The sequence below is a fragment of the Methylocystis sp. sgz306128 genome (assembly GCF_056032725.1).
On the sequence record NZ_JBVYWO010000004.1, the window covers coordinates 171,466 to 197,385 of the forward strand.

Below are 25,920 nucleotides of genomic sequence, written 5' to 3' on the forward strand. Positions count from 1 at the left end.
GTATCGACGGCTCCTATCCCGCATTATCTCGCGAGCGATACCGACAAATCCGGGCGATCCCAGATTGACAGTCCACGCGGTTCTGGATTCATCGACATTAGGGCGACGGCATCGAGCAGTGCCATCAAGGGATCTATCTTGGCCGTGCCTGCGGCTTGCTTGGTAATCAGCACAGCATTACCTTTGACTTCGACCTTTGCGTTGCCAACAGCCCAGCGCATGATCGCCTGGTCCGCGTGCTTGAGAGTTCCGTCTGCAAGTTTGCGTTCAGCCGTTCTGATTGCTCCCATCAGGCGAAAGCCTTGTGGAACTGCGACGACCCGATCCTGACCGGCAATATTGGCTTCCGCCAGGGCATCCACGATCGCGCCGACACCAAACGGATCGAGACCGACGGTGGCAAGCAGTCCGGACTGATCGATATATTCGATCAAAGCGACGGCCTCGGAAATATCCTCGCCGAGCATGTCCACGATCCTGAGATCGCCATCCTTTTCAAAATCCGTCAGATTGGCGACGATGGATTTACGCAGGTCGAGAGCTTTTCGATAAACCCACGATTTGCCCCATGAAAGCCACCGCTTGGTTTCCCGTTCCCGACCAACAACAGCGATCGAAAAAAGATCGTCCAGGCCGCCGCCATCAATACCAACCGTAATCACTTCCGAGCGTGCGATAAGATCATCAAGAGTCAAATCGGGATCTGTTGCAGCGATCCATTCGTCGGCGCCAGCCCATCGATCCGTTTGCAGGCCAAGGCCGATTTCGACATTGAAATGCTGAGATGCAAACAGAGCCAGCTTTGCCGGACCGCTTTGTTCTGCAGACGCCAGTTCGCTTTCCAAAAAGTTTTCTTCAATCGACAATCCAAGATTGGGATTGACGATTGACCAGTATTTTTTGTCTTTCCAGCCGCCGTTGACTGCAATTTCAGTTGGCAACTCATAAAGGATCGGCAACAGCTGGCGCCCAGGCGGCAGTTTCAATACCCCGTCACGAACTGCCCGGGCCTTGTTGAGCTCCTCTTTGAACAGGCCGAATGGCGGTTTTTTTGACTGGGTCGTGATCGTAATCAGAAATCCGTCAGGCCGGGCAGCGAGAGCGCCGCGCAATTCCATCATGATTTCATGTGCGTTTGATTTTTCGGCCAGAACATGCAGCTCGTCGATCAACGTGCCGACCTGTTTGCCGCCCGTTACAACTTCCGTGTCCGCTGCCTTGATCTGCAGAACAGCGCCGGTGCGCCGGTGCGTGATGCAGCGGATATGCTGTTGGTGATGGAACAGCTTTTCCAGTTCCGCATCCGCCCGGATCGTGGCGCTGGCCTGTTTGAAAGACCTGTTTGCAACATCGATCGTCGGCGCCACCAGGACAAATTCGGCTTCAGGGCGACGATTCAGGATCAAAGCCTCAACCATGATGGCCGCGGCGCTCGAGGTCTTGCTGTTCTTTTTCGGAATGAGCCAAAAATATTCCTGAATCATCCGCTTATGCGCGTCCGGATCATACGAACCGAAAATCGCCTGGATAATGGGAAATAGCCACTCGCCGGCAACTTCTGCCATTCGCGGCTGCCCGATCAGATCTGGCACACGCAGCCGTTTGAATATGCGAAGAGCGCGCTCAGCTTCGTCCTTGAACAGCGGAAGATCCGGAACCAATGAACGGCCGGCGAGCATCCGCTCTTTCCAGTCGGGGCAAGATGTGTCCCAGGTCATTGCAACGGCAGCTTCAGATCAGTTCCCCAATCTGTATTATCGCCGGCTGTTTCCGCCGCCAGGGCGCTTTCTTCTTTCTTGCCCAGCTTCGCCGGTTTGTTTGCATGGCGAACCGGACCTTCAAAGTTTTTGGCAGCCTCGAGCATGTCGCTCTTTTCGGTTTCCTTTAGAAAAGCCTTGAGCGCGGCGACATTGCCCTTCTTGGCCAGCTCCCACAAAAGCACGAGCGCCTCCGCTCGCTTCTGGACAAACCCGCTTTTGAGCTCCCGAAAATAATACTTCCGAAGTGTGGGCTCGGTGATGTTCATAGCCGCGGCAATTTCGGCAGAAGAGCGCTTCAAAGCGCATAAAACGGCTACCCGAAGCCGTCTTTCCTCTGTTACCACGTGCTTTGGGCGCCCGCGCGTCTCTGTCGGCTCAGGGATTGGATCACCCCACAGGTCGAAATTCACGGACATGAAAAAAATTCTCTGAATGGTAGTGTGCGCGGTTGCGAGGGGTCAAGGCGCCGAACTTTTACCCCCCCTATGACCAAGCCCAACGCGCGGCCGACCGTTCGATGCAATCCTCGCGAGGGCGGCGAACGGCAAAATGGTTTGCAGCCAATTGCATTTGTGTGGCTTTGGTCAAACCGCCAACCCGATGACTTGTTCGACTAGATCGAGATCAGACCAACCTGATCCGGTTCAACCTTCAACGTTTAAGTCCGAGCCTGGCAGCTCGTTCGGCATTGGTTTTCAAAGTGTGATGATGACCGCAAAGACATTGACCATTTGCGAGATCGGTTCGAGATCCGCCATCCTTTATCTCGACGATATGATCCGCGAACATGCGTGGTTCGCGCCGGCCGCATCCAGCGTACTCGCAAACATGACCAGCTCGCTCGAGCACCATCTTTCGCCATTCCCGATGCTCTGCCGAAAAGTAATAGGGATCAGCTTGTTTCGGCAACGCGGCGATCGAGCGCCCGGAAATTGAAACCAATCGAGATTTGACAGCTGTCAGGCGTGACTTGAAAACCATCGGTCGATCAGATCCGCGGCAGTTGAAGGGAATTGAACAATCAGGAGGCCGACGAAGGATCCGTCGCAGCAACAGCCGCCGGCTCACTGGACGCGGTCAAAGCTGTCAATGCAGTTGTCGCAGCCTGAATGCGTGCGCCAAGCCCAGCAATATCGGCAGGCTTCACGGCATCTGCATGAAGATTAATGATCGCGGTCTCGAGCGCGGCAACGTCGGAAATCAGAGAGTCAAATTCTTTCATGGCGTTTACCTTCACAATGTACGAAATAATCAGATCGACCTTGATATGAACCTGTTTCAGTTCGTCAGCGAACGACAGCATGTTTGAGTCTCGCCGGTTAATCGCAAATCCGGTTGACGATCAAAAATCGACTTCCATGAGCCACAAAGCGGCAAGGGACCAGGACCGTGTTTCCTTGCTCTCGATCGCTGATCAGGCGATACCGGCGCTTAATTGCACAAATCAGTCAAATTTCATAATAGCTGGCCCGAAGGCGCTAAATAGAAGGGAAATCCGCGGGCAGAAAGTCAGCCATCGAATGACGCCACAAATGCCGCGTCCAGCGCTGCCAAGCCGTAATTTTAATCAGCGTCTCTTTGGGGCGGTCATATTGAATTTGAACAGCGTTGTATGCGAGCGCATTGGCAGCATAAAAGCTTATGGCCGACGAACCGTAGCCAGACATGAAAATACATTCAATCTTATCAAGATCGGCTTTTTCATTTGCCTGAGCATACAGGTCCATAAGTTCACGGCGCGATTCGGCATACGATCTCGCAAGTCCCGAAAAATCAAATACAAGATTAAGACCACCAAGAACGGCTATGACGAAGCCAAACCACAACCCAAATGTCGGGGCATCCAATTGCGCCACCGCGACCAAAGCCGTTCCCGACACGATACCCATTAAAGCACTTAGCCGATCCATAAAAATGCAAAACGCTTGGCGATCTTCTGAATAGACCGCTGCGCGCAGAATTCGCATTGAAAGTTCGTCGGCTTTGCTTAGCGCGGACGCGGACCTAACGGACTGTCCCTCGTATTTCCCGGCTTCGGCTTTGGGGGATCCGGTTGCGGAGGCGTCGGCGTTGGCGCTGGAGTCGGCTTGTTCGATTTTTGCCATTGAGATTTATCCGATACTAAATCTTTTGTACCCATACTTGCCTCCCTATAACGGCATAGCATAGGCAAATCTTAACGGAGTCAACAATTCAACAAACCCGATCAAACTGGTTGCAGAGGCGGGAATTGAACCCGCTGCCTTCAGCTTATGAGGCTGACGAGCTACCGATGCTCTACTCTGCGAAACTGAAATGTCGGAAAAACCCCATAAACCTCCATTTGCGCCTGACCGTTTCACCGGTAGGCTGGGCCGCTGTTACGCGAGTGGCTCCGAAAGCTCTGCTCATTGGGCGTAACGTCATCGGGGTCGTCCGAATCATTAAATATCACGAGGCCTCTAAAACGCGCAAGTCGTTTATGCGCACCACGCTTTCACGCCCAAATAGTTTGACTAGTCCTTCGACGAATTTTCCTGGTTCGATTTTGATGATTTTTAACGAATGACCGGAAAATGGCCCATCGTTCACGCGCGCAGTTTTGCCAGGAACAAGATTTGCGCCAAGCGAATTGTCGTAATTTCCCTGCTTTTCCAGCGCCGCGATACGATCGATAACCGAACCCATTAGAGGGTAGGGCGAACCATCAATGCGCAATACGCCGGCAACGCCTTTGGCACCCTCGACCTGCGAAAAATCCATCCGGCCGTTATCGGCTAAAAACAAATAGCCGGCGAAGAGAGGCTGCAAAAATTGCTTGCGCTCAGGCTCACGTCCAGGACGGCTGACAATTCGTTCATTGGCGCGCATCGGCAGATAGACCTGAAAGCCGCGATCCTCGAGGTTGACAGCCGCCCGAACTTCCGACTGCGGCCCGGTAACGATCACATACCAGTAGGGGGCGGAACATGGCAGCACGCGCCCGCGCAAACGAGCTGACTGACGCAGCTTCAAATTCTTCGCCTCACGCAAGCGCGCTGCCTCACGGGCCTTACGTATGCGCTTTGCAGCGATCTCGGAACTAGACGTACGATTGATATTTTTCCAACGCGCTAAATCTTTTGCGCCGCGAGCTTTGCGCTGTCGTTCACCAGCATCAGGATGCCGCATAATTTTAAGAGCCCGAATAACAGCGTCCGAATTTGCAAGTGATAAATCAGATGCGGCCTTTTGCGCAGCATTCAACCGTCCTTCGCCCGGCTCAAATTTTGAAAGACGCGCATAGCCGGCAGCAACAGCCGCCTCATAGGCAGCAACCCGCTGGGCTTCAATGCCCTTTGCACCCAAACTATCAACCCGTTCATTTAGTTGTTGCCGCATCGTCCGCTCTCCGTTGTGGCGTAAAAGTTCAAAAATTCAATCTTCGCTGGCTTAGCTGCCCAACCTGCCCAACCTTTTTTATAAATAAATAAAAGGTTGGGCGCATTATTATCTATATATTTCAACGCGTTGCCCAACCTGCCCAACCTGCCCAACCTATTTTTGCCTGTTGTCGTTCCAAACATTTCCGTCGCCTCGCGCACGCGCACGCGTGCGTCACGTGAGGAAAAAGGTTGGGCAGGTTGGGCAGGTTGGGCAAGTCATTGATTTAATATCGTTTTTTGCGCCCAACCTTTTTTTAAAGCCAAAAAAAGGTTGGGCAGGTTGGGCACTAAAATTCGTGTTCATCTTCCTCACTGTCCGATTTTTCAGCCGAAACTCCCCGCTCGCCCGTCGTGCCAGCGTCATTCGGCCAATCTATCGGCTGGCCTGCCTGCTCCGAGAATAGAGCACGGCAGACCTCGAGCTTGGGCAACTCATAACATCGCGCTCGTCGTGTCTCCCAATCGCCCGTCGGCAGCTGGAAACGTGCATTCTTCTTCTTGTTTTTAAGACCCGGAACTAGCTTGCTCATGCGCATGCCGAAGGCTGTTTTGTCCGCCTTTCGACGTACCCCGATCTTTTCCGCCTGGTGCACGAAATCGTCGTACAGTGTGTCCACCGCGCAGTCAGACTGCCATTCCGAACCGCGCCTGGTCGTTGTACCGTCGCACAATCGCTCGTACCACCAGCCGGTAACCGGATCGAGCGACCGCAACTTCTGTTCGAGCAAAGCCTCAGTCTTTGGTATTTTTCGCAGATCCGGCGCGTTAGCGCCTTCAAGATCAAAATCGAGTAAATCCGCCAAAAGCGCCGCCTGACCGCCATTCGTCATTTCCTCGTCCATAATGGAAAAGTAAGGGCTGTTTTGAGCTTGGTTGGGCATCACATCGAGCACGGCCATGCGCCGCTCGTCCATGGCGGCAGGCACGACCCAGTCCTCGTTGGACGAGAACATCAGCCGCACGTAATTATCGAGACGAATGGGATCAACGCCTTTGTTTTCGATCATTTGCTTGGGCGCAGTGATCAAGCCCTTGAGACGCCCTTCAGCAGCCTTGTCGCCAGCCCAGAAGCCCTCATCCACCTGCAGCAGCAAGCAACTGGCCATGTGGGCATTAAATTGCCCCGTGAGGTAGCGCGGATCATCGACAAGAAAATAATGTGAGGCGAAGAGTGCGCCAAAATGTTCACCGATCTTGGTTTTACCAACACCTTGCTTGCCCCGAAGAATAATCGCAGTGCCGATGCGTTCGCGCGGCCGCTGCACAATATGTGCAAACCAGCCGAAAACCCATCTTGCCCGCTCAAGATCGCCGCTGCAGACGTTGTTTTCCAAGTGGTCCCAGAACGTGCGATATTTCAGCCGGCGACTTGGGCGCAATCCATCCTCAATGCCGGCCGCGGAAACCGGCAGCGGTCCCGTATCCGGCGAGACAGAGAATCCCCGCCATAAATTGAAATACCCTTTGGTTCCCGGCGCGTTGTTGCGATCTGGAAAAAACTCGACACCGTCGTAGGTGCGCCGTTCCTTTGAGCTCAACCAATGCGGAGCCCATTTGACATAGGTTGTTTTCTCGACCCACTCACCAGATTCGTCTTTGACGCGCTTTTTGATCGATGAACCTTTGTTGAGAAAATACGATTTGAACGCATCGAGCGAAAGGATGCGCGTTCGATCCTCGATTGGCGCGTATGGTGTTTCACGCATAATGATCGCGCGCGAACCCATCAAAACAAGTGCGTATTCTCGATTTAATGTTTCAACGATGTGACTGGGGCCGTCGCCATCGTCGCGGGGCTGGTTTCCCTTTCCACCATCACCAGGCGGCATACCGCTTCCAGAAGAGCCGGAAACATCATTTGGCAGGCCGCTTGCTTGTTCAGCGAGAGAGGGAGTTTCCGCTGATATTTTTGCCGATGCAGAGCCGTCTTCAGCTCCGACCGCGGATCTTGCTTTTCCAGGAAAATGCAAGATCTCGGCCGAGTCGATTTTCGAGGCAATATCGTCGCTCACGGCTGTACCTCGCCGCATTCGCAATGCCACATCAGCACTGACCAAATCGGGTTCCAAGGCGCGATGACCATCCAGCCTCGGGCATGATAATATTCAATTTGCCGATAAGGCACATTGCGACACAGACCGGTTCTGATCATGCGGCCCTCCTTGAATCGACTTGAGGAAGAAGGATTGCTAGGATGGGCTTCGGACGGAGATCGTAATCATGAATACCGATGTCACCATTCATTTTCGTGCCTTTTACGATGATGACGCCAGGGTGTGGGTCGCGATCAGCGACGACAGTGCGATGACGACCGAAGCTGCCAGCAAGGATGACCTGAAACGAAAGCTGGTTGAATTTGTGCCTGACGTACTGGAAGCACGCGGTGTCACTCCTGGCAAGGGACGCATTTTGATTGATTGGCAGGCGATGATCACTTTTGAGACCACTGAAATCGCGGCCGCGTGATTTATGGTCGTAAACCGCTGCTGTCTGGATCATGCCGCTCTCCCAAACAAGCCAATTTGATCGCCGAACGCCGTCCAACCCTTGCGTCGTGTTCGCGCGAAAAGTTCGCAGCGACGTGCATCTGGCGATAATGTTTCACACATCGAATAGAATTCATCGGGCTTGCGACTGTGCTCCCGCGCTAAGCCATCGATCGATGCATGATCCAATGTTTCAATGAAATTCAAACAACTGCGGCCGCCGCGCGTGTCCGCACCTGGCAACGTGCAGATCAGATAGGGCTCGCAGCCCGATCGTTGCACATAACCCGTTCCCCAGCGGATTTTGCCTGACATGGTGCGTTTGGCCCAAACACCTCCGGTCTTGATGTCAAAGCCCCACTGCCGGGCGATCAAACCTTGATCGACGAGCAACGGAAATGTGCACCATAACAAGAGCACGCCACTTTTTGGAAACAGCTGACGCACTGGCAATGCGGCAATATCGGCCATGCTCATAGTCGAATATTGAGCTTCAGGAGACTTTGCTTGTCCCTTTTCAGAATAAACAGCAAAGGGCCATGGCGGATCTGCAACGACCAGATCGAAGCTCGCCGGCTTCAGGGGGGCAAAAGGCCAGCTCATGCGCGCCTCCGCAAATCGTTGAAGTCGACGCCGGCGCCTGCTGTAGCCAGTCTTATGTCGAGATCGGGCCGAACACTGGCAAAGCTTTTTGCGCCGCGAACCATGGCATTTCGCGTGCGAACAGGTTCGCTGTCGCCGTCACCCAATAGAAACAGAATCTCAACGCTAGGAGGAATGGGAATCATTGGCCATTCGTCATTTGCCAACGGCTCATCATTTGGGATCATGCGCCGACGCTGCTTTCCCGTCTTGTCCTCAAAAACCTCGGACGGGTGCGGCATTGTTGCCGCGGCGCGCCGGCCGATATTGCCCAGATTGACGGAAGATCTAAATTCGGCGCCGACAAGCCAATGTGATCTCAGTTCGGTCAGCTCGCACCAGACGGCGAGAACCGTTTCAATACCTTCGCCCAAAAACATCACGCGTGGTCCAAGGGACGGCGCGCTCCAATGACGAGCCAACAAGATTGAGCCACCCTTTTGGCTGCCGCGCACTTTTTTAGCCGCAATCATTTCACCGCTGTCATCGGCAATCATGGCTTTGCCCTTTGGCTCGCGCAGGTCAAGCCAGGTCGTATGAACGCCGGCAAAGCGTCCGTCCGGGCCCATAATCTGAGCCAGCATCACCGGACCACGATGAATCACCCTACCGCCCGGGCGATCCCAAAGCGCATAATCGGCCATAAATTTAAGCCATGATGAACCCGGCAAAAACAGCCCGCGAAGCGCAAGATAATCTTCGACCATCGTTCCTTTGGCTGGAACAGCTTTTTGCCAGATGCGATACATTCGCGCACGCTCGGCCTCACGAAATTCATTTTGAGCGCGCGCTTTGTTTTCTTCTTCGATCCGACGCCGTTCGTTCTCACGCGCTTGGCGCGCCATTCTCTCTTGCCTTTCGGCCTCAGATTCCGCCATTTCATGCGGAGCAGGGCGCCCCGTCAGGATTTCGACCGCGGTTTTGAAATCGCAGCCTTCGATGTGTTGAACCAATGCGATGGCATCACCACCGGTGCCGGATGCGCGGCATCCCCAGACATTCTTGGCTATATTGACGGCAAAGCGGTCGTTGCCGCCGCACCCAGGGCAAGGATAACCCTTTTCATTGATGACCGAGATGCCGCGGCGTGAAAGTTCATTGACGACGCGCATCTGGCGTGCCTCATCAACCCAGGCGTCAAATGCAGGATCAAACTGGCTTCTCATTTCGATAGCCTTTGATCAAGTGCGGACCTGCCAGGCGCGGGATCGCCAAGATCAACAACACCATTTTGACGATGGTCCGTAATTCTTCCCTGACCCTTGGCCAACGGGGAAGGAACAAATTTTCGAACGGGAACATTGGGCGCAGCCGACTTTTTGGCCTGTAGCGGCGTAACGTCCGGCTTTTTCACAATGACGGGAAGATCGTGTTTTTCTTCTAAAGATTTAAGACGCGCACGCACTAACAGGGCAAAATCGCTGCTTGATCCCTTCCAGCCGCCTGCCGAGACATAGTAATCGGAAATGTTACATTGCTGCATAAGTGCAAGCCATCTGGTCCTATCTCGCACCAAATCGGCACGCAGCCTCAGAACACTGCATAATCCTTCAATAACCAGGCGAATAATCATGCCCGGATTGCCATCTCTCGTCTGGGTGATGCCTGACAAAGCTGCAGACAAAACGACGCCGCCATACTGGCGCAAGCATCCCCGCAATGCCGCCAAGGCAACAGTTTCTCCCGGACGCATGACATTGCGCGTCTTGTTGGATCTTAGGATTTTAACCCTGGCGCCCGAACACACGTCGACAAGTTCTTTAGCAACCGCATCTCCGAACGCCAGCTGCGCGTGGAAAAGATGCAGCGGCGAAATTGCCGTAACGGTACGATTGATTGCCGCAAAGCTTTCCGCTTGCGCGACGCGCGTACCTTGAACGACTTGGCACGGCACCTTGCTCAAACCACGCAGACACGCAGCCGTTGTTCTATGTTGCCCATCGATGATGGCGTATTTACCGCCTTCAACCGGGCTCACAATAACCGTGGAAAATTTTCGCCAATCGAAATGGCGCGCAATGCGCAGCACGTTGGAATATCCAGGCGTTTTTTTAAATTGCTCACCATCGGGCAAGATGATTTCGCGCTGGTAGGAAGGATCAACCACCAGATCGGCAATATCGAGCCATTGCAGCATCGGCGCAGGTCCCGGATCATCGGAGAGACAATCTGGCGTGGGAAAACCTTCAATGGAGATAGATCTCATTTGACGCCCCTCACATCATCGCGATGACGAACGCAGGACCAGCGACCAATCTGACCTGCTCGCAAATTGACCCCAAAACCAAAATTTCCCGGAGCGCTGCAAATCACGCAGATCTTGTGAAGAACTGGAGCTTTTGCATCAGGCGAATGTCGCGATGGAGATCCCGGCGCCGGCGCTGCGGAAAACAGATCGTTCATGGCGCAGCCCTCTCGATGATGAGATCGAGAACATGGCCAGCCAGACCAAGTGCCTGGCCACTTCCATCCCGAGATAAAGCCTTGGCGAGGCTCTGGACGTCTGCGCCGTGTTGAAGGGCAAATGAAATCAGGATTGCCACATCGCGTGCATCGTTGTCCGCATCTGTCCCGCGTTTGTGCCGATTAAGAAAAACCTCAGCAAGACGGCCGTCGGGATAAAGCCCGAGGGTGACGGTGTGCTTTTGTTCGCGAAAGATGAAATCAAACGACGCACAAGCGCGGCGTTCGGAAAGAATCTCTCTCATGCCGCCCTCCGCTTGTCGCTGAGCTTGCTCGGCACATAAGCAATCCGAAAATGGTGCGGGCAATAAACCTTGGAATGCTTTGTTCCAGACCCTTGAACGTCTTGGCCACAAAAACCGAAATTTTCTTCGCCGGGATCTCCGACGGGCCAGCGGCAAGTCGTTGATGTCAGTTTCATTAAACCGATCGGCTTTCCAGGCTGCTGATGTGCTTTCGGTTCCAACTGGATCAAATTCGCGTCAGACTTTGCATCTGCCTTCTTCTCAGTTGCCTTCGGCTGAATCGGTGGCTGCAACCGATCCTGCGGCTTTGGCTGGACCATCGCTTTTGATTTTTGTGTCGGCAGCGCAGGGACTGGCTTGGCGCACGCATGATGCTGGCTCTGCCAGGAAAGCCCTGTTCGAAAAGCCTTACCCAAGATTGCGTTTCGCGTGGCTTCGGGACCGAAATGTCGATTGAAACTCTCCGTCACCGCGGAGGCCGTCATGCCGCTTTCGACGCAGAGTTTAAGATAATCAAGTTTTTCCTCAGTCCAGATCATTATCGCATCTCCAAAACGTGGACCGCGATATCGTGCTCGATCTTGTGTTCAATCCACCGCGCGCTCTTTATTTGCGCCGCCTCGGCCCTTCGCGCCCAGTACTGAGCGTTACGAAGGCATTGTCCGGCTCGCCATCCGTGCCAAAGAGTCAACAGCGCGCATGTCCAGCCCTTCATGGCTTTCTCCCCGTCATGACTATTTTCTGATTGAGATTGGCTTGGCGCTGCGCGAGCAGCGCGAGCTGGTGCTCAAGATCGGCCTGCTCCTGCGCCATGCGCGCCATGTCAAGCCAACCGATGTGCTGGCCAAGAACCGCACAAAGCAACGAAGGTCCGTAAAAGGATATCAGCCGGCAAAACCACGCCAGGCTAGGATTGGATCCGGCAAGCCAGCTTTCAACCGTTCTAACGGGCGCGGCGAGATCCGTCGCAATAAGCTTGGCCGTATCGCGCGGATAAACTGACCGCGCCCAGCTCGGGAAACCCTGCGGTTCGGACCGCAGGACTCTCGTACTCAAACCACAGGACTTCCTCATTTTTCTCTCCGATAGTGAGATCGTCGGAGAGAGAGAGGAAGAAGGAGGTGGGATTTTAGATTTCCGAGCTTTAGACGCAAAATATGCAGTTGTCATATCGGCCACCCGAACGGGGTAAATGGTCCAAACCGTGAGCCGCCCTTACGAGCCAGGTCATGTTTGCCCTAAAAGACCTGGCTGGATTTCGGTCCAGCCAGGCAGTTCAGGGAGGAACGCCCAAGGAGGGCAGGGGATGACGACGATGAAAGGAATCGTCGTCAAATTTTTTCAAAGGCGTTGCTGTCAGGCGGCGTCTTTGGAAGAAAACTCAGAGCCCGAACCCCGATCTTTTGACGCGGCTTCCAGCTCCAAAAGATCGAGAAGCTTTTTTATTGCTCCCTTTTCAGGTGCGCCCGCCTCGAGACGAGAAATATTTGCTTGAGAGCATTGCAAATAGTCAGCCATTTGCTGTTGAGACCATTTCATGTGTTTTCGAAGCAGGTGTATACGATTCATACTCCTATTATTAGAAACTAATAGAAACAGTCAATGAGTTTCTAATAATTTTTTTTGTTAGGCGTCGAACATGAGTGAACAATTCGACCGCCTGAAAATTGCACGTGAAAAAGCAGGTTATAAAACTCCGAGAGAAGCTGCTCATGCGATGGGCGTCTCGGAACAAACTTATTACGGTCATGAACGCGGTGTAAGCGGTCTGTCCCGGGCCGGGGAAAGATATGCCAAATTTTTTCGTGTTAGCTATGAATGGCTGATGCACGGAAAAGGAGAAATGCGCTCAAGCAAATCTCATAGGAAAATTATTCCTATTCTGGGAACCGTTGGCGCCGGAGCAGGCGTAGTGCTCCTCGGTGATACAGTGGAAATCCAAGCTGCCGACGAATATGAAATGCCGGGTGATGGTGAAATTGCTGCGCTTGTCGTAAAGGGCGAATCGCAGTGGCCCCGATTTATGGACGGCGAAATTGTTCTTTATGATCCGCGACCCGTAAGTCCAGCATCTCTTATTGGGAAATATGCTGTGGTAGAAACGCTTGATGAAAATCGAATGATTAAAATTCTCAGACGTGGTACGACATCTACCACTTGGCGTTTGGAAAGTCACAACGCGCCGCCGATTGATGATATAGAACTATTGCAAGCTTGGCGCTATTTAGGTGTCATGGCAAAATAGTTGTTTAATATTTATAATTTTGGTTAACCGCGATAGTTAATCCACTCTCTTTCTATTATATCTGCTTGTTCCCGCGATAAAAGAACTCGTTTTCGATCAAATAATCTTGTTCTTACGAATATAAAATTACCGCAATTAGGGCATTTTGTTTTTTTAAATGGCCTTTTTTCAAACACGAATTCACATGACGGGCAAAGGTTATCCAATCGTCCTATATCAGACGCAAAATGATCTATTAAATGGGGATTTCTTTCGGGTAAATTTTTCTTTAAAATTGGGTCCCAAATAGAAATTGGAAATTCTATATCTAGTGTTACTTTAATTTTTTTGGATAAATTTCCGTTATAGGGAAACTTTATTATTAGAGCTCTACATTGAATTTTTGAAAAGTTAATTAAATTACATATTTCTTTAGATAGTAGAATATTTATTTCTTTTTTAACATATCCAACAATTTTTTCATCTATTTGTACTTGTATGGCATTTTTGTCATATCGATTTGTCGGTTCGGGGATAAGAACTGCAATTGTTCGATAATATACCGAACAGTCGTGAGTGCTTTGAACTATTTTTTCCAGGTTTTGTTGATAGTGAGAGCTCCCTGCAACCTCCTGGCCGAAGTTACCAACTCCGCGTCCCTCAATACGTGGTATATTCAAAAGCCATTTTGACGACGAATTTGAATAATAATATTTACCGGTTTTGCTTTCACGTTTCGTCAAAATCGTCGAGCAAACCAACTGTTCGTCTTCTGATTTAAGCGCCGACGGAAAAGTCATATTTATCTGGACGGGGGCATCAGATATTTTCGAATGGATAAGGGAAAAATTTTTATTGGTATCGAGCGGCGGTCTTTGCTCGGTTCGAAAAAGATTTTTTATCCATTTAAACATTGGATATTCCGTTATCAATTTGCCGTCGGCCTAATATTTTGCGAGACGATGTAGGCTATCCAAAAAATTTATTAGAAACTAATTGACAAAATTATTAGTTCCTAATAGGAAATCTCATGCTTTTATGCGTGGGAGAATTCCATGTCCGCATTTACGAGAAGCTCGTCATCGACAACGGACGGTGGAGAGCAGGGCAACGCCGACAACCAAACCAATGCTCAAAAAGGCAATACTGCGACGGAGCTCGCGAAGGAAAAATTGCTCAAAGCATTTGGATATATCAACCTCGCGTATGATTTTTTAAAAACTCACGAACCGACGTTTATGGCGTTCGAAAAAGAATGCCAGGACATGGAAAATTTTGGCTGTGTAATAGCTCCTTCTCTTTATCGATTACGAGAGCGGAAGGAAATCGAAGCTGCAATCCGGCCTTTAAACACTTCTGTTTTATCCTTTTTAAAAGCCTGCGAAGTTTGCCGTAAGCAGCTCGATGCTTTATCGCAGGGAGCTAAGCCGTTATGATTTTACCGGCTTCGAGCGACGCACCACGCGCAACCCATGACGGCACCATCTGGCCGCTTCCGCGGGACCAAATGACGACGCGCGAGCATATCGTTTCCAGGATGGCAGCCGACGTTAAGTTGATTATGGGCGAGTTCGGTTGCGTCCTGGTGGACGACCTTTTGTCGGCAGGGTGGAAACGCCAGCAGATAACGTTCCACTTTCCGTTGGTCCTCAGCAAGCTTGAGACCGAGACAGCGATAACTGCACAGAGTTCCACAGAAATTGCCAGGGCAGGTGAGGAACGTTCATGAATGTTTCCTTTAACGCCGGCCTCAATTGTTACGAAATTCGATCTGACGAAGGCCATACGATCGCGCGCATGGCTCAACCGGCGTCCGTGTTGACCCATGTCCAGGCGCATAAATTTGCAGCCGTTCCTGAAGCGCTTGAGGCCCTGTTGAACGCACGGCTTTTTGTAGCGGATCTGCTCGAACTGTTTCGCTCCATGGGTATGAGCGGCACCGTCCAATTTTTGCGCGCTGAACTTCAGCTGATCGCAATCGAGACCGCAATTTCCAAATCGGAGGTTACACAATGATGCGCTTCTTTGAAGCCCTGGCGGCGTTCTGCATCATCGTTGGTGGGATGACTGGCTATTGCTTGGTATGTCCTCCGCAGCCTCTGCATCTCCATTACGCTCAGGTGCAGAGATGAGCGAAAATCAGGCCGAAAGCGCCAGGCGCGTTCCTTATCCCGGAACACGTCGCTTGCTAACCAATCAGCATGCGATCCGCATGGATATGGCTTCTGATATTTTTTATTTGCGTGAACGCGGGTTACCCGTATCGCAACATAACATGCTCGCCCTTGGTTGGACGCAGTCCCAGGTCGAGGAACATCTCTTTCCTGCCTTTGCCGATTACGTCGATCGGCTGGCGCTTAAGCGATACAGCGCGGCGCGCACCGGCGAAGAGGCACCTGTCATCTTCAAAATAAGTGTTCAAAGCGACGTTTAAATATTTTCCGAGCCCCACCAAACAGAGATTTCCATGAACCACTTTTCGGATATCGATCTTCATTTGTCGCAAATTTCGGGAATTTCGGCATACAACTGCCGCTCGATGCCTGACGAAGCAGATGTCATCAGTCTTGCGGCGAGCATCAAGTCGAGCGGCTTATTGCAGCCACTCTTGGTGCATCGTCGGGCCGATGCGATAACTTACGACGTTTTGGCCGGCGGTCGCCGCTATGCGGCTTTGAAACTGCTGGATAAGCAGGATTATCAGACGGGCTATATCCCGTGCCGCGAATATTTTGGTTCGCCAGCCGAAATGCGTGAGGCCAGTCTTGCGGAAAATGTCGGTCATCAGCCCATGCACGCGGTGGATGAATTTGAAGCGTTTTGCGCATTGCATCTGGAAGGCTTTGATGTTGCCCGCATTGCCCGCGATTTCGGCGTCGATGAAACTCATGTTCGTAAACGCATGCGTCTTGGCAGACTTGCACCTGATATCCGCGCAGCTTGGCGCGCTGGTGAATTGACGGCGGAAGCGGCGCAGGCATTTACGATCAATGACAGCCACGAACAACAATGCCGCGTCCTCGAGCTCGCCAGGGAACATTGGGGGTTTCAGATGCCGAGTGCATCGTTCATTCGCAAGAACCTGGTCGGCGACACAATCAGCAGTAATTTTCGGCTATGCAAATTTATCGGTGCCGAGGCCTACGTTGCTGCAGGCGGTCAGATCGAGGACGATCTCTTTACCGATGAATCCTTGTGGAAGAACGGACCGCTTGTCCGTCTTCTTGCCGCTCAAAAGCTTCAGTCGATCATCGATTCCAAAATAGCTCTTGATGGTTGGGGTTGGGGTGTAAACGCCGAGGACATAAGTCTTTATGATTATGACGAAGTGCCACGGTTCGATTATTTGGATTCGGAAGAGGATGAGCTTGCGGATCTCGATGAAAGCAACCCAGACGACGAGAAGAAAATAGCCGATATCAATTATCGGGCTTTGTTGCGCGCCATATCGCGCGAAGAGCGTTCCAGGCTCGGATTTTCGGTCGATATTGGTTTTGACGGTGATGTTGAATTCAACTGGGCACTTCGAAAGAAGGCAATCCCCGAACCTTCGAGCGAGCAGATTGTACGGCGCCCAGGTTCGGAAGAACCAATGCCGGCGCCGCGCGCTCCTATTCCAAGCAAGATTCAGCCGATTATTTTCGAGGCGTTGAACCGCGGAATTCGCGACATTGTAAAGGGACGTCCGGATCACGCTCTGGCCTTGTTGCTCGCATGGCTTTTGAGCCCTGGCTCAGACATTATGAAATCTGCGTATTTTATTAACGCCGAAGAGCGCGACGGGATACCGTTGCTCGAGAGCATGACTCTTGAACCTTTTGCAAATAAATTTGATCTTGCGCGCTCCGCGCCGCATGTCGACGTTCTTTCGGCCTTGACCAGCGTCGTTGCCTGCCGGCTAGACGTTCGTTTTCTTACAGACGATTGGCTTAGCATCATTTGTGAATTGGCGCAGGACAGCGCGCTCGAGGCAGCGATCGTGCGTCATTTTGACTATGAATCCTTTTTCAAAGCGATCAGTCACGACGAAATCGTCGCGATAGCGCTTGCCATTCAGGGGGAAAGTGCTGCTCAGCTTGTCGCCAGTTCGAAAAAGCTTGCGGCGCGCGAGATGGTGACGACGGCCGCTCGCGCTGCTCAGTGGCTGCCCGAGGCGATTTCCGATTTGTTGCCGGACCATTCAATAAGCCAGGACGCAGATTCGGAAACAACTTGCATCGAAGATGCCGATTCAGCCGCTCAAATTCCGATGTCGTTTGAAGCGATTTTGGCTCAGGCTGCGCGCAAGATTGAAGGAGCCAAGGCTAAGGCCAGTGATCTTCTCGTCGCCTATAACGATCGCGCTGTCGCCCATAATGCGCCGACGTTGAATGTTTTTGAACTTGCTGCCGAGCTTGAAAATCAAGGATTTTCCAAGACGCGATTGAAAACTGGCGTTCATTATCTTGGCCTGGAGCTCATCGAGCAGCCTGCCAAAACGGCAGAGGTCGCGTGATGTCTGGATCCGTCAACAAGGTCATTTTAATCGGCAGGCTAGGCAAGGATCCTGTTGTTCGAACAAGTCAGTCTGGCGACAAGATCGTCAGCTTTGGCCTCGCGACGTCGGACACTTGGCGCGACAAGGCCACCGGCGAGCGCAGGGAGCGCACTGAATGGCACAATATTGTAATTTTCAATGAAGGCCTGGCGAAGATTGCCGAACAATATCTGAAAAAGGGCAGTGCTGTTTACCTCGAAGGCGCTTTGGCCACCCGCAAATGGACTGACCAGCAGGGTGCAGAGCGTTACACAACCGAAGTGATTTTGCAGAAGTTTCGCGGGGAGCTGACGCTGCTTGAAAAGTCAGAGCGCGCGCCGCCTTCCGAGGATTCTTACGGAACGACGCGCAGCCGCCCCGACGACCGCATGTCTTACCCCGCTGAAAACACATCACAGCGTATCGATGACGATATCCCGTTTTGAGGATCAAACCAATGACCGAAGATGAAGCAAAAACAAAATGGTGCAGACACGGGCGCAAGCTGGAGGCGAACGGCACATCTGCCGCCTGCTACAATCGCAACGAGGACAATATGCCGACGACCATGTGCATTGGATCTGAATGCATGTCCTGGCGTTGGCTGCCCAAGCTTTCGATAAATAATCCATCCAGACGGGCGGGATTTGGCCAGTCGATCGACATCAGTCACGGCTATTGCGGCGCCGATGGCAAGCCGGAAGTTCTGTAAGCCGGTTGTAGGTCGGCATTAAAGGCTGCCTTCGTGGTGGCAAAGGAAGTCATATGACCAGGGGCTCAGTCAGATTTCGTCAAGCGGATATCGCTCGGGCCATAAAAGGCGCCAAGGCTGCTGGGCTTGACGTGACGCGCATTGAGATCAATTCTGATGGGAAAATCGTATTGGTCTCCGGCGAGCCGAAGGATTCGCCTTCGAGCGCTCTTGAAGCATGGAAGGCAAAACGTGCGGCTACGGCTCAAAGGGCTTAAAAAAGTCGTCAAACGTCTGGCTGACGGATCCGTCGCCGAATATTGGTATGCTTGGCGCGGTGGTCCCCGCCTTTATGCAAAGCTCGGAACGCCAGAATTTATTGCCGAATACAATGAAGCGGTGAAAGAGCGAAAAGCCAAGCCGTCCGGACAAATTCTTTCTATTCTCCATGCCTATCAGGAAAGCGGTGAATTTACCGGCCTCGCCCTGCGCACGCGGCAAGATTACATCGGCAAAATTAAATTGATCGAAAAGGAATTTGGCGATTTCCCGCTCGAGGCCCTTGCAGATCGCGCGTCTCGCGGTGAATTTATGGCTTGGCGCGATAAGCTGGCCAAGGCGTCGCGGCGACAGGCGGATTACAGCTGGTCGGTGCTGGCGCGCGTTTTGTCATGGGCCTATGATCGCGGCCTGACGCCCGGCAATCCGTGCGAGAAGGGCGGCCGCCTTTATAAGAGCGATCGCAATGACAACATCTGGTCGGCCGAACACGAAGCCGCATTCAACCGAGTTGCCTCATCTGAATTGAAACTGGCTTTGATCCTGGCTTTGTGGACGGGCCAGAGGCAGGGCGATCTTCTGTCTCTGCCATGGTCGGCCTATGATGGTCATTCGATTCGGCTCAGGCAAAGCAAGACTGGCGTGCGTGTCACCATTCCTGTTGGAGCGCCGCTTAAAGCGCAACTCGATGCCACCAAATGCCGTGCGCCGCAAATCCTCGTTAATCAGTCTGGCATTCCCTGGACGCCGGACGGCTTTCGCGTGTCGTGGCGCAAGGCCTGCATCAAGGCTGGGATCAGCGGCGTTACGTTCCATGACCTGCGCGGAACGGCCGTGACGCGGCTTTTTATTGCCGGTTGTTCGGAAGGCGAAATCGCCACTTTGACCGGTCATTCGCTCCAAGATGTCAATTCGATTCTGGATTCGCACTATTTCAGCCGCGACATTGAACTTGCTAAATCAGCGATTAGAAAGCTCGAAACGAGAACAATTTTGGAAACCAAGGTGGAAACCGGTCATACCGGTCTGGTCGGCGCAGAGAAGAAAACTCAATAAAAACAGATGGCTGGGAAACCTGGATTCGAACCAAGATTAACGGAGTCAGAGTCCGCTGTTCTACCGTTGAACTATTTCCCAACGCAGTGCGCTGCGAGGCAGTGGAATAATCGAGGTTGGCGCAGAACGCAAGAGCATTGTTTGGTGTTTTTCTGCTTCTTATGGCTTGCAGGCCGAACTTTGTCTCGCTATAGGCATGGTGTCAGCTGAGTGCTGCGGATATATGTAGAGGCCTCGTGGCGGAGTGGTTACGCAGAGGACTGCAAATCCTTGTACGGGGGTTCGATTCCCTCCGAGGCCTCCAGATGTCCGGGTTTGTAACAATGCGTTTCCCCGATGCGGCAGGGACAGGTGAAAATCATGAACGCTGAAATTCAACGGCAGATGATGGTTGACGGGCAGATCCGCACCAATGAAGTGTCGCAGCCCAGCCTGCTTGAGGCGCTCTATGTCTTGCCGCGCGAAACATTCGTGCCAGCCGAATTTGCCGCCGTTGCCTATTCGGATCGTGAAATTCCTGTCGGAAATGGCCGTATACTGCCGATGCCGATGGTCACCGCCAAGCTCATTCAGGCAATCAACCTTTCGCCCGGCGAGACGGTGCTTGATATTGCCGATGCTGCGGGATACAGCGCCGCTCTGCTGGCTAAGATGGGCGCGAAGGTGACATTGCTTGAGGAAAGCGCGCCGCTGTGCGATCAGGCCCGCGCAAATCTTCTGAAGCTTGCGCTGGGCGATGTTGAATGCCGCAGTGGATCCCTGATTGATGGGGCCGGGCTCACCCAGAAATTTGATGCAATCCTGATCAATGGTGCGGTGGATGAAGTGCCCGCGCCGCTTTTGAACCTGCTTAAGGACGATGGCCGTCTCATCGCCGTCATGGGGCAGGGCAGGGCCGCAAAGGCTGTGCAGTTCGAGCGCAGCGGCGCCGTTTTCAGCGCGCGAAATCTGTTTGACGTGGCTGCTCCCCGCCTCAGCGCATTCCAGAAGAAGCCTGATTTCGTTTTCTGAGCCCGTGAGAATATCCGCAGGCTGACTTTGTCGATATGTCTTTCGGTTGAAAACTGATAATTTGTCTGGCGGTTTGGCGCTCAGGCTTGCCATAATTGCTCAAGGTTCCTTTCTGTGTTGAAAGATGTGACTTTGATTCGGCGTGGGCAGAGGTTGGCATGGCATCGGGGCTTGTTCGTTATCCATTGAATAAGTTGGCTGCCTTGGCTTGTCTCGGGTCAGTGGTTCTGAGCTTTTGCCCGGTAAGAGCCGAGTCATTGCAATCCGCTCTCTCCGAAGCCTATCTCCACAATCCGAAACTTAACGCCCAGCGTGCCGCTACCCGTGCCGTGGACGAAAATGTGCCAAAGGCGACGGCCGGTTACAGGCCCATTGTGTCGTTGTCGGCGCAGGCGGGAGCCCAGAACGCCGCATCGACCTTTCCGAGTTCAGGAACCACCGTTCATACAGATACGAACACCTTGCCGAGATCCGTGGGCATGAGTGTTCAGGAAAACATCTGGAACGGTAACCGGACCGTGAACGGCGTGAGCCAGGCCGAAGCCGATGTGCTGGCCCAGCGCGAGGTGTTGCGCAATACCGAACAGAGCCTCTTTCAGGATGGCGTCACCTATTACATGAACGTCCTGCGGGATTCGGCGATTTATGACTTGCAGAAGAACAATGTCGACGTGCTGAAGGAGCAGCTGCGACAAACGCAGGATCGTTTCAAGGTTGGCGAAGTTACGCGCACCGACGTGGCGCAGGCCGAGGCCGGGCTGGCGAAGGGCCAGTCAGACCAACTGGTTGCGGAATCTAATCTCAAGACCAGCATGGCAAATTATCGTCTTGTCGTCGGGCGCGATCCCTCACGGCTGGAGCCCGTAAATCCGGCAACTTCCGGCCTGCCAAAGGCGCTGGACGATGCGATCAGCATTTCGCAAAAGGAACACCCGGCGATACTTGCCGCTGCTTATGGTGTCGATTCGGCCCGTCTTAGTGTGAAAATTGCCGAGGGCTCGCTGTATCCGACGGTTAATGTCGTGGGTTCAATGCAAAAATCCTATGATTCCGTAAGCAATCTGCCCAATTCGCGCTCGTGGGTTGCTTCAATTGTCGGCCAGATATCCGTGCCGATCTATGACGGCGGCGTATCCACATCGACAATAAGACAGGCCAAGGAAACAGCCAGCCAGCAGCAATTGCAGACCGACGCGGAGCGCGATCTGGTGCGGGCCGCCGTGGTTTCATCCTGGGGTATTCTGTCGAATTCAAAAGCCGTCGTCGAGGCTTCCAAGGCGCAGGTTTCTGCTGCAGAGCTGGCTCTCAACGGCGTGCGCGAGGAGGCCAAGGTCGGTCAGCGCACGACGCTCGACGTGCTGAACGCGCAACAGACATTGCTCAACGCGCGGGTGAGCCTCGTTACGGCGCAGCGGGACAGGGTTGTTGCATCTTATGCACTGTTGGCGGCCATTGGCCGCCTCACGCCGCGCGCGCTTGGCCTGAAAGTGGCAATTTACAATCCAAAGACGCATTTTGATCAGGTCAAGGACAAGTGGTATGGCCTGCGCACGCCGGAAGAACACTGACTATCCACAATCAAATCGGTAGCCGGTCTTGTTGCTGAATCAAAAAAAGCGTCTAATCGCAGCATATAGTTCCACGCGCGGTATTGATTGGTGAACTCGTTATGAATGCGAACCTGACCCAGAATTCCAAAGATCGCCTTGCTGCCGATCAAAGGGCGAATGAGCCCTCGATGGAGGAAATTCTGGCTTCGATCCGGCGGATTATTTCCGATGGCGAGCCGCGGATGCCCGCGCATGCTGCGGCTGAGCGCCGGGCTGAAACACCGTCAATCACCACAAGACCTGCCGAACTGCAGCGTGCGGATTCGCCCAAGAAGGAAGACACGGTCGTCTCGATGACACCGCTGCGCAGTTCGTTGCCTGTAACCGATTCTCCTGCCTACGTGCGCGAGACGACCGCGCCGCTGCCGGAGCCGACAGCGGGGGCTTCAATGAAGCCGGAATTTTCGCCGCAGCCGCGCGTGACCGAAAAAGGCCAGCCGGCGGCGCCAAGCCAGCCGCAACTGCTGTCCACCACATCCAATCAGGCGGTATCTGGGGCGTTTTCGGCCCTGAATCTGGCCAGAACCATTCACGATAACCTCGATATGGACGAATTCGTCAAGGATTTGCTCCGTCCTATGCTGAAAGTCTGGCTGGATCAGAATTTGCCTACACTGGTGGAAAAGCTGGTGCGCGCCGAAATTGAGCGCGTTGCCCGCGGCGGCTGAACAATCTGATAGGTCTGCACTGTCATCACGCATTGACATGCTTGTTCGCGTGGTCTTTTGTGCGTGCAAAATCCAAGAGACTGTAAAGAGATTGTTCCATGATGGATAACCGTTTTGAGTCCGCGTCCGTTGAAGCGCGTATCGCTGCCCTTTGGGAATCTGAAGGGGCATTTCGTGCAGGGCGCGCCGACAGGGCAGGTGCCGAGCCTTATTCCATTGTGATCCCGCCGCCCAATGTCACGGGCAATCTGCATATGGGGCACGCGCTCAACAATACGTTGCAGGATATTCTGTGCCGCTTTGAGCGTATGCGCGGGCGCGACGTTCTCTGGCAACCCGGTACGGATCATGCTGGCATTGCGACGCAGATGATTGTCGAACGTCAACTGGCTGAGCGCAAGCTCCCCGGCCGGCGCGAGATGGGCCGCGAGGCCTTTTTAAAGCGCGTCTGGGAATGGAAGGCCGAGTCCGGAGGGGCCATCATCAATCAGTTGAAGCGTCTTGGTGCCTCCTGCGATTGGTCGCGCGAACGCTTTACCATGGACGAGGGTTTGTCGCGGGCCGTGATCAAGGTCTTTGTTGAGCTTTACAACAACGGGCTGATCTATAAAGCCAAGCGGCTCGTTAATTGGGACCCCAAGTTCCTCACCGCCATTTCAGATCTTGAGGTGGAACTCACAGACATCAAGGGACATCTCTGGCATTTTAAATATCCAATTGAAAATTCGGACGAATATATCGTTGTTGCCACCACGCGGCCCGAAACCATGCTGGGCGATACGGCCGTGGCCGTTCATCCTGAAAATCCGGCGCTGAAGCAATTTATCGGCAAGTTTGCGATCCTGCCGCTGGTTGGGCGCAGGATACCTGTCGTTGCCGACGAATATGCCGATCCCGAAAAAGGCACCGGCGCCGTCAAAATTACGCCGGCGCATGATTTCAACGATTTCGAACTGGGCAAGCGGCATAATCTGCCGCTGATCAATATTCTGGATGCGGAGGCGCGGCTCTCGCTGTGGGGCAATCTCGATTTCCTGCACAATGTGCCGCCATCCGATGATCTTGAGGCCGTGTTAGCGCTGCATGGCAAGGATCGCTTTGCCGCCCGCAAGCTGGTTGTCTCCATGATGGAGGAGCGAAGCCTGCTCGACAAAATAGAGCCGCATCTGCATAAGGTGCCGCATGGCGACCGCTCCGGCGTCGTTATTGAGCCGTGGCTGACCGACCAATGGTATGTCGATGCCAAGACGCTGGCCGGGCCGGCGCTGGAGGCGGTGCGCAGCGGTCGGACGCGATTCGTCCCTAAAAACAATGAGAAGGTCTATTTCCATTGGCTGGAGAATATCGAGCCCTGGTGCATTTCGCGGCAATTATGGTGGGGCCATCAGATTCCGGCCTGGTATGGACCAGACGGGCAGGTGTTCGTCGCCGAGGATCAGGCCGCTGCGGAGGCTGCCGCGCTCAAGCATTATGGGCATGTCTGCGCTCTCAAGCGCGATGAGGACGTGCTGGATACATGGTTTTCTTCGGCGCTCTGGCCGTTTTCAACGCTGGGCTGGCCGGACGAGACTGCAGAACTCAAGCGCTATTACCCAACATCGGTTCTTGTGACGGGCTTCGACATCATCTTTTTCTGGGTAGCCCGGATGATGATGATGGGGCTGCAGTTCCGAAAAGAAATTCCGTTCCATGACATTTATATCCATGGCCTTGTTCTGGACGAAAAAGGCCAGAAAATGTCGAAGACCAAGGGCAATGTTGTTGACCCGCTCGAACTCATCGACAAGTTCGGCGCTGACGCGCTGCGCTTCTTCATGGCCAGTTCCGCCACGCAGGGCCGCAATATCAAGCTCGCCAAGGCGCAGGTCGAGGGCTATCGCAATTTTGCCACCAAGCTCTGGAATGCCGCGCGCTTCGCCGAGATGCAAAATTGCGAGCGTGTCGCCGGATTTGATCCGGCGTCCGTCAGGGAGCAGCTCAATCAGTGGATTATCGGCGAGACAGCCGGGGCTGTTGCCGCCGTCACGGCCTCGCTTGAGGCCTATCGCTTCAACGAGGCGGCCTCGCACGCCTATAAATTCGTCTGGAACATATTTTGCGACTGGCATCTCGAACTGGTCAAGCCAGTCCTCATGGGCGAGGACGAGCAGCTCAAGGCGGAGACGCGCGCAACCATCGCTTTTGTTCTCGATGAAATCCTGAAGCTGTTGCATCCGTTCATGCCGTTCATCACTGAGGAATTATGGGCGATCAAGGGGCTCGCCGGTTCGCCGCGCACGAGTGTGCTGGCTCTGGCCGAATGGCCGAAGGCTGTGGATCTGCCGGCGAACGACGCTGAAGCTGTGATCGGCTTTGTGGTGGATCTGGTCTCCGAGATCAGATCAATCAGGTCAGAAATGAACATCAATGCCGGGGCGCAGATTCCGCTGGTGCTTGTTTCCGCACAGGCTGAAATGAAACAGCTGATTGCCGCGCGCGGCGATACGATCAAGCGTCTTGCGCGAATCTCCGATATTTCATTCGCCGATCAGGTGCCGTCCGGCTCGGTGCAACTGGTAGTGCGCAATCAAACGGTTGCTCTGCCTCTCGCCGGCCTCGTGGATTTTGCTGCCGAGCAGGCGCGTCTCGCTAAAGAAATCGAGAAGTGGCAGGCGGAGGCTGACAAAATTGCCGCGCGCTTTGCCAATGCTGATTTCATGGCCCGGGCCAAGGAAGAAGTGATCGAGGAAAACCGCGACCGTCAGACGGAGGCGCTGGCCCGCGTTGCCAAGCTTCAACTCGCCCTTAAGGCAGTCGGCTGAGCCACGCGTCAATATTGTTGCAAAAGTGCTACACTTGAAAATGAATCGCAGATCGCTGCGTTTC

28 protein-coding genes and 3 tRNA genes are annotated in these 25,920 nt (G+C 53.4%); 15 read left to right on the forward strand and 16 right to left on the reverse strand.

Translation table 11 applies throughout. The features are described 5' to 3' along the window. Window positions 1-23: 23 nt before the first annotated feature. From AC0N03_RS08630 to AC0N03_RS08665, 8 genes are all read right to left on the reverse strand, one after another. Window positions 24-1,718: a terminase large subunit gene (locus AC0N03_RS08630; protein ID WP_474288281.1), complete on the reverse strand. Its 1,695-nt coding sequence runs from the start codon at window positions 1,716-1,718 to the stop codon at window positions 24-26. Beyond that, a complete protein-coding gene (locus AC0N03_RS08635; protein ID WP_474288282.1) occupies window positions 1,715-2,176 on the reverse strand; it encodes a hypothetical protein in 462 nt (153 codons plus the stop codon). The genes AC0N03_RS08630 and AC0N03_RS08635 overlap by 4 nt, the downstream gene beginning before the upstream one ends. Window positions 2,177-2,411: 235 nt before the next feature. Then, the gene (locus AC0N03_RS08640; protein WP_474288283.1) at window positions 2,412-2,741 is read right to left on the reverse strand and encodes an HNH endonuclease; all 330 of its coding nucleotides are present in this window, start codon (window positions 2,739-2,741) and stop codon (window positions 2,412-2,414) included. A gap of 40 nt (window positions 2,742-2,781) precedes the next feature. After that, window positions 2,782-3,063 (reverse strand): hypothetical protein, encoded by a 282-nt coding sequence (locus AC0N03_RS08645; RefSeq protein WP_474288284.1) that lies wholly within the window; start codon window positions 3,061-3,063, stop codon window positions 2,782-2,784. Between the two features lie 175 nt (window positions 3,064-3,238). Continuing rightward, the gene (locus AC0N03_RS08650; protein WP_474288285.1) at window positions 3,239-3,865 is read right to left on the reverse strand and encodes a hypothetical protein; all 627 of its coding nucleotides are present in this window, start codon (window positions 3,863-3,865) and stop codon (window positions 3,239-3,241) included. A 107-nt stretch (window positions 3,866-3,972) separates the two neighbouring features. Next, window positions 3,973-4,047, reverse strand: a tRNA-Met gene (locus AC0N03_RS08655). A 143-nt stretch (window positions 4,048-4,190) separates the two neighbouring features. Continuing rightward, entirely contained in the window at window positions 4,191-5,120 is a 930-nt protein-coding gene (gene nusG, locus AC0N03_RS08660; protein WP_474288287.1) for a transcription termination/antitermination protein NusG, read from the reverse strand. Window positions 5,121-5,451: 331 nt separating this feature from the next. Then, on the reverse strand, window positions 5,452-7,176 hold the full coding sequence (locus AC0N03_RS08665) for a DUF5906 domain-containing protein (protein WP_474288288.1): 1,725 nt from the start codon (window positions 7,174-7,176) through the stop codon (window positions 5,452-5,454). 208 nt (window positions 7,177-7,384) lie between these two features. Between AC0N03_RS08665 and AC0N03_RS08670 the strand changes: the two genes are divergently transcribed. Beyond that, window positions 7,385-7,630: a DUF1902 domain-containing protein gene (locus AC0N03_RS08670; protein WP_474288289.1), complete on the forward strand. Its 246-nt coding sequence runs from the start codon at window positions 7,385-7,387 to the stop codon at window positions 7,628-7,630. Window positions 7,631-7,659: 29 nt separating this feature from the next. On the opposite strand, the gene AC0N03_RS08675 is transcribed toward AC0N03_RS08670, so the two are convergent. The 5 genes from AC0N03_RS08675 to AC0N03_RS08695 form a co-directional block, all read right to left on the reverse strand. Beyond that, window positions 7,660-8,253, reverse strand: coding sequence for an MT-A70 family methyltransferase (locus AC0N03_RS08675; protein WP_474288290.1), 594 nt, complete (start codon window positions 8,251-8,253; stop codon window positions 7,660-7,662). Next, window positions 8,250-9,458 (reverse strand): DUF7146 domain-containing protein, encoded by a 1,209-nt coding sequence (locus tag AC0N03_RS08680; RefSeq protein ID WP_474288291.1) that lies wholly within the window; start codon window positions 9,456-9,458, stop codon window positions 8,250-8,252. The genes AC0N03_RS08675 and AC0N03_RS08680 overlap by 4 nt, the downstream gene beginning before the upstream one ends. Beyond that, window positions 9,455-10,498 carry a hypothetical protein gene (locus tag AC0N03_RS08685; protein ID WP_474288292.1) on the reverse strand — a complete coding sequence of 348 codons (1,044 nt, stop codon included), beginning with the start codon at window positions 10,496-10,498 and terminating at the stop codon, window positions 9,455-9,457. The genes AC0N03_RS08680 and AC0N03_RS08685 overlap by 4 nt, the downstream gene beginning before the upstream one ends. A 193-nt stretch (window positions 10,499-10,691) precedes the next feature. Next, window positions 10,692-11,000 (reverse strand): TSCPD domain-containing protein, encoded by a 309-nt coding sequence (locus tag AC0N03_RS08690; RefSeq protein WP_474288293.1) that lies wholly within the window; start codon window positions 10,998-11,000, stop codon window positions 10,692-10,694. Then, window positions 10,997-11,539 carry a GcrA family cell cycle regulator gene (locus AC0N03_RS08695; protein ID WP_474288294.1) on the reverse strand — a complete coding sequence of 181 codons (543 nt, stop codon included), beginning with the start codon at window positions 11,537-11,539 and terminating at the stop codon, window positions 10,997-10,999. The genes AC0N03_RS08690 and AC0N03_RS08695 overlap by 4 nt, the downstream gene beginning before the upstream one ends. A gap of 217 nt (window positions 11,540-11,756) precedes the next feature. On the opposite strand from AC0N03_RS08695, the gene AC0N03_RS08700 reads away from it, so the two are divergent. Then, complete coding sequence (locus tag AC0N03_RS08700; RefSeq protein WP_474288295.1) at window positions 11,757-12,002, forward strand: hypothetical protein; 246 nt, start codon at window positions 11,757-11,759, stop codon at window positions 12,000-12,002. Window positions 12,003-12,356: 354 nt separating this feature from the next. On the opposite strand, the gene AC0N03_RS08705 is transcribed toward AC0N03_RS08700, so the two are convergent. Beyond that, entirely contained in the window at window positions 12,357-12,569 is a 213-nt protein-coding gene (locus tag AC0N03_RS08705) for a helix-turn-helix domain-containing protein (RefSeq protein ID WP_474288296.1), read from the reverse strand. Window positions 12,570-12,639: 70 nt separating this feature from the next. Here AC0N03_RS08705 and AC0N03_RS08710 point away from each other — a divergent pair, with 70 nt between their 5' ends. Further along, complete coding sequence (locus AC0N03_RS08710) at window positions 12,640-13,245, forward strand: LexA family transcriptional regulator (RefSeq protein WP_474288297.1); 606 nt, start codon at window positions 12,640-12,642, stop codon at window positions 13,243-13,245. A gap of 23 nt (window positions 13,246-13,268) precedes the next feature. Here the strand turns inward: AC0N03_RS08710 and AC0N03_RS08715 are convergent, their stop codons facing one another. Next, window positions 13,269-14,138: an HIRAN domain-containing protein gene (locus AC0N03_RS08715; protein ID WP_474288298.1), complete on the reverse strand. Its 870-nt coding sequence runs from the start codon at window positions 14,136-14,138 to the stop codon at window positions 13,269-13,271. Window positions 14,139-14,279: 141 nt separating this feature from the next. On the opposite strand from AC0N03_RS08715, the gene AC0N03_RS08720 reads away from it, so the two are divergent. From AC0N03_RS08720 to AC0N03_RS08750, 7 genes are all read left to right on the forward strand, one after another. Then, the gene (locus tag AC0N03_RS08720; RefSeq protein ID WP_474288299.1) at window positions 14,280-14,660 is read left to right on the forward strand and encodes a hypothetical protein; all 381 of its coding nucleotides are present in this window, start codon (window positions 14,280-14,282) and stop codon (window positions 14,658-14,660) included. 289 nt (window positions 14,661-14,949) lie between these two features. Further along, window positions 14,950-15,240, forward strand: a complete 291-nt coding sequence (locus tag AC0N03_RS08725) for a hypothetical protein (RefSeq protein ID WP_474288300.1) — start codon at window positions 14,950-14,952, stop codon at window positions 15,238-15,240. Between the two features lie 112 nt (window positions 15,241-15,352). Further along, window positions 15,353-15,658 (forward strand): hypothetical protein, encoded by a 306-nt coding sequence (locus tag AC0N03_RS08730; protein ID WP_474288301.1) that lies wholly within the window; start codon window positions 15,353-15,355, stop codon window positions 15,656-15,658. Between the two features lie 33 nt (window positions 15,659-15,691). After that, entirely contained in the window at window positions 15,692-17,719 is a 2,028-nt protein-coding gene (locus AC0N03_RS08735) for a ParB/RepB/Spo0J family partition protein (RefSeq protein ID WP_474288302.1), read from the forward strand. Continuing rightward, window positions 17,719-18,186, forward strand: coding sequence for a single-stranded DNA-binding protein (gene ssb, locus AC0N03_RS08740; protein ID WP_474288303.1), 468 nt, complete (start codon window positions 17,719-17,721; stop codon window positions 18,184-18,186). The genes AC0N03_RS08735 and ssb overlap by 1 nt, the downstream gene beginning before the upstream one ends. Before the next feature lie 11 nt (window positions 18,187-18,197). Then, a complete protein-coding gene (locus tag AC0N03_RS08745) occupies window positions 18,198-18,452 on the forward strand; it encodes a hypothetical protein (RefSeq protein ID WP_474288304.1) in 255 nt (84 codons plus the stop codon). A 156-nt stretch (window positions 18,453-18,608) separates the two neighbouring features. Continuing rightward, window positions 18,609-19,766: a tyrosine-type recombinase/integrase gene (locus tag AC0N03_RS08750; RefSeq protein ID WP_474288305.1), complete on the forward strand. Its 1,158-nt coding sequence runs from the start codon at window positions 18,609-18,611 to the stop codon at window positions 19,764-19,766. A 7-nt stretch (window positions 19,767-19,773) separates the two neighbouring features. On the opposite strand, the gene AC0N03_RS08755 is transcribed toward AC0N03_RS08750, so the two are convergent. After that, a tRNA-Gln gene (locus tag AC0N03_RS08755) sits at window positions 19,774-19,847 on the reverse strand. A 149-nt stretch (window positions 19,848-19,996) separates the two neighbouring features. Between AC0N03_RS08755 and AC0N03_RS08760 the strand changes: the two genes are divergently transcribed. The 5 genes from AC0N03_RS08760 to AC0N03_RS08780 all read left to right on the forward strand — a co-directional run bounded on the left by AC0N03_RS08760 (window position 19,997) and on the right by AC0N03_RS08780 (window position 25,856). Further along, window positions 19,997-20,070: transfer RNA gene (locus tag AC0N03_RS08760), tRNA-Cys, on the forward strand. 56 nt (window positions 20,071-20,126) lie between these two features. After that, entirely contained in the window at window positions 20,127-20,777 is a 651-nt protein-coding gene (locus AC0N03_RS08765; RefSeq protein ID WP_474288306.1) for a protein-L-isoaspartate O-methyltransferase family protein, read from the forward strand. Between the two features lie 257 nt (window positions 20,778-21,034). Further along, the gene (locus AC0N03_RS08770) at window positions 21,035-22,345 is read left to right on the forward strand and encodes a TolC family outer membrane protein (protein WP_474288307.1); all 1,311 of its coding nucleotides are present in this window, start codon (window positions 21,035-21,037) and stop codon (window positions 22,343-22,345) included. 101 nt (window positions 22,346-22,446) lie between these two features. Continuing rightward, window positions 22,447-23,055 carry a PopZ family protein gene (locus tag AC0N03_RS08775; protein ID WP_474288308.1) on the forward strand — a complete coding sequence of 203 codons (609 nt, stop codon included), beginning with the start codon at window positions 22,447-22,449 and terminating at the stop codon, window positions 23,053-23,055. A 98-nt stretch (window positions 23,056-23,153) separates the two neighbouring features. Continuing rightward, a complete protein-coding gene (locus AC0N03_RS08780; protein ID WP_474288309.1) occupies window positions 23,154-25,856 on the forward strand; it encodes a valine--tRNA ligase in 2,703 nt (900 codons plus the stop codon). The last annotated feature ends 64 nt before the right edge of the window (window positions 25,857-25,920 follow it).

What these genes read in the sequence shown, in the direction of transcription:
- AC0N03_RS08630 (WP_474288281.1), bottom strand. Translation starts at nt 1,718, where the DNA reads ATGACCTGGGACACATCTTGCCCCGACTGGAAAGAGCGGATGCTCGCC.
- AC0N03_RS08635 (WP_474288282.1), bottom strand. Translation starts at nt 2,176, where the DNA reads ATGTCCGTGAATTTCGACCTGTGGGGTGATCCAATCCCTGAGCCGACA.
- AC0N03_RS08640 (WP_474288283.1), bottom strand. Translation starts at nt 2,741, where the DNA reads ATGGTTTTCAAGTCACGCCTGACAGCTGTCAAATCTCGATTGGTTTCA.
- AC0N03_RS08645 (WP_474288284.1), bottom strand. Translation starts at nt 3,063, where the DNA reads ATGCTGTCGTTCGCTGACGAACTGAAACAGGTTCATATCAAGGTCGAT.
- AC0N03_RS08650 (WP_474288285.1), bottom strand. Translation starts at nt 3,865, where the DNA reads ATGGCAAAAATCGAACAAGCCGACTCCAGCGCCAACGCCGACGCCTCC.
- nusG (WP_474288287.1), bottom strand. Translation starts at nt 5,120, where the DNA reads ATGCGGCAACAACTAAATGAACGGGTTGATAGTTTGGGTGCAAAGGGC.
- AC0N03_RS08670 (WP_474288289.1), top strand. Translation starts at nt 7,385, where the DNA reads ATGAATACCGATGTCACCATTCATTTTCGTGCCTTTTACGATGATGAC.
- AC0N03_RS08675 (WP_474288290.1), bottom strand. Translation starts at nt 8,253, where the DNA reads ATGAGCTGGCCTTTTGCCCCCCTGAAGCCGGCGAGCTTCGATCTGGTC.
- AC0N03_RS08680 (WP_474288291.1), bottom strand. Translation starts at nt 9,458, where the DNA reads ATGAGAAGCCAGTTTGATCCTGCATTTGACGCCTGGGTTGATGAGGCA.
- AC0N03_RS08685 (WP_474288292.1), bottom strand. Translation starts at nt 10,498, where the DNA reads ATGAGATCTATCTCCATTGAAGGTTTTCCCACGCCAGATTGTCTCTCC.
- AC0N03_RS08690 (WP_474288293.1), bottom strand. Translation starts at nt 11,000, where the DNA reads ATGAGAGAGATTCTTTCCGAACGCCGCGCTTGTGCGTCGTTTGATTTC.
- AC0N03_RS08695 (WP_474288294.1), bottom strand. Translation starts at nt 11,539, where the DNA reads ATGATCTGGACTGAGGAAAAACTTGATTATCTTAAACTCTGCGTCGAA.
- AC0N03_RS08705 (WP_474288296.1), bottom strand. Translation starts at nt 12,569, where the DNA reads ATGAATCGTATACACCTGCTTCGAAAACACATGAAATGGTCTCAACAG.
- AC0N03_RS08710 (WP_474288297.1), top strand. Translation starts at nt 12,640, where the DNA reads ATGAGTGAACAATTCGACCGCCTGAAAATTGCACGTGAAAAAGCAGGT.
- AC0N03_RS08715 (WP_474288298.1), bottom strand. Translation starts at nt 14,138, where the DNA reads ATGTTTAAATGGATAAAAAATCTTTTTCGAACCGAGCAAAGACCGCCG.
- AC0N03_RS08720 (WP_474288299.1), top strand. Translation starts at nt 14,280, where the DNA reads ATGTCCGCATTTACGAGAAGCTCGTCATCGACAACGGACGGTGGAGAG.
- AC0N03_RS08725 (WP_474288300.1), top strand. Translation starts at nt 14,950, where the DNA reads ATGAATGTTTCCTTTAACGCCGGCCTCAATTGTTACGAAATTCGATCT.
- AC0N03_RS08730 (WP_474288301.1), top strand. Translation starts at nt 15,353, where the DNA reads ATGAGCGAAAATCAGGCCGAAAGCGCCAGGCGCGTTCCTTATCCCGGA.
- AC0N03_RS08735 (WP_474288302.1), top strand. Translation starts at nt 15,692, where the DNA reads ATGAACCACTTTTCGGATATCGATCTTCATTTGTCGCAAATTTCGGGA.
- ssb (WP_474288303.1), top strand. Translation starts at nt 17,719, where the DNA reads ATGTCTGGATCCGTCAACAAGGTCATTTTAATCGGCAGGCTAGGCAAG.
- AC0N03_RS08745 (WP_474288304.1), top strand. Translation starts at nt 18,198, where the DNA reads ATGACCGAAGATGAAGCAAAAACAAAATGGTGCAGACACGGGCGCAAG.
- AC0N03_RS08750 (WP_474288305.1), top strand. Translation starts at nt 18,609, where the DNA reads ATGGGAAAATCGTATTGGTCTCCGGCGAGCCGAAGGATTCGCCTTCGA.
- AC0N03_RS08765 (WP_474288306.1), top strand. Translation starts at nt 20,127, where the DNA reads ATGAACGCTGAAATTCAACGGCAGATGATGGTTGACGGGCAGATCCGC.
- AC0N03_RS08775 (WP_474288308.1), top strand. Translation starts at nt 22,447, where the DNA reads ATGAATGCGAACCTGACCCAGAATTCCAAAGATCGCCTTGCTGCCGAT.
- AC0N03_RS08780 (WP_474288309.1), top strand. Translation starts at nt 23,154, where the DNA reads ATGATGGATAACCGTTTTGAGTCCGCGTCCGTTGAAGCGCGTATCGCT.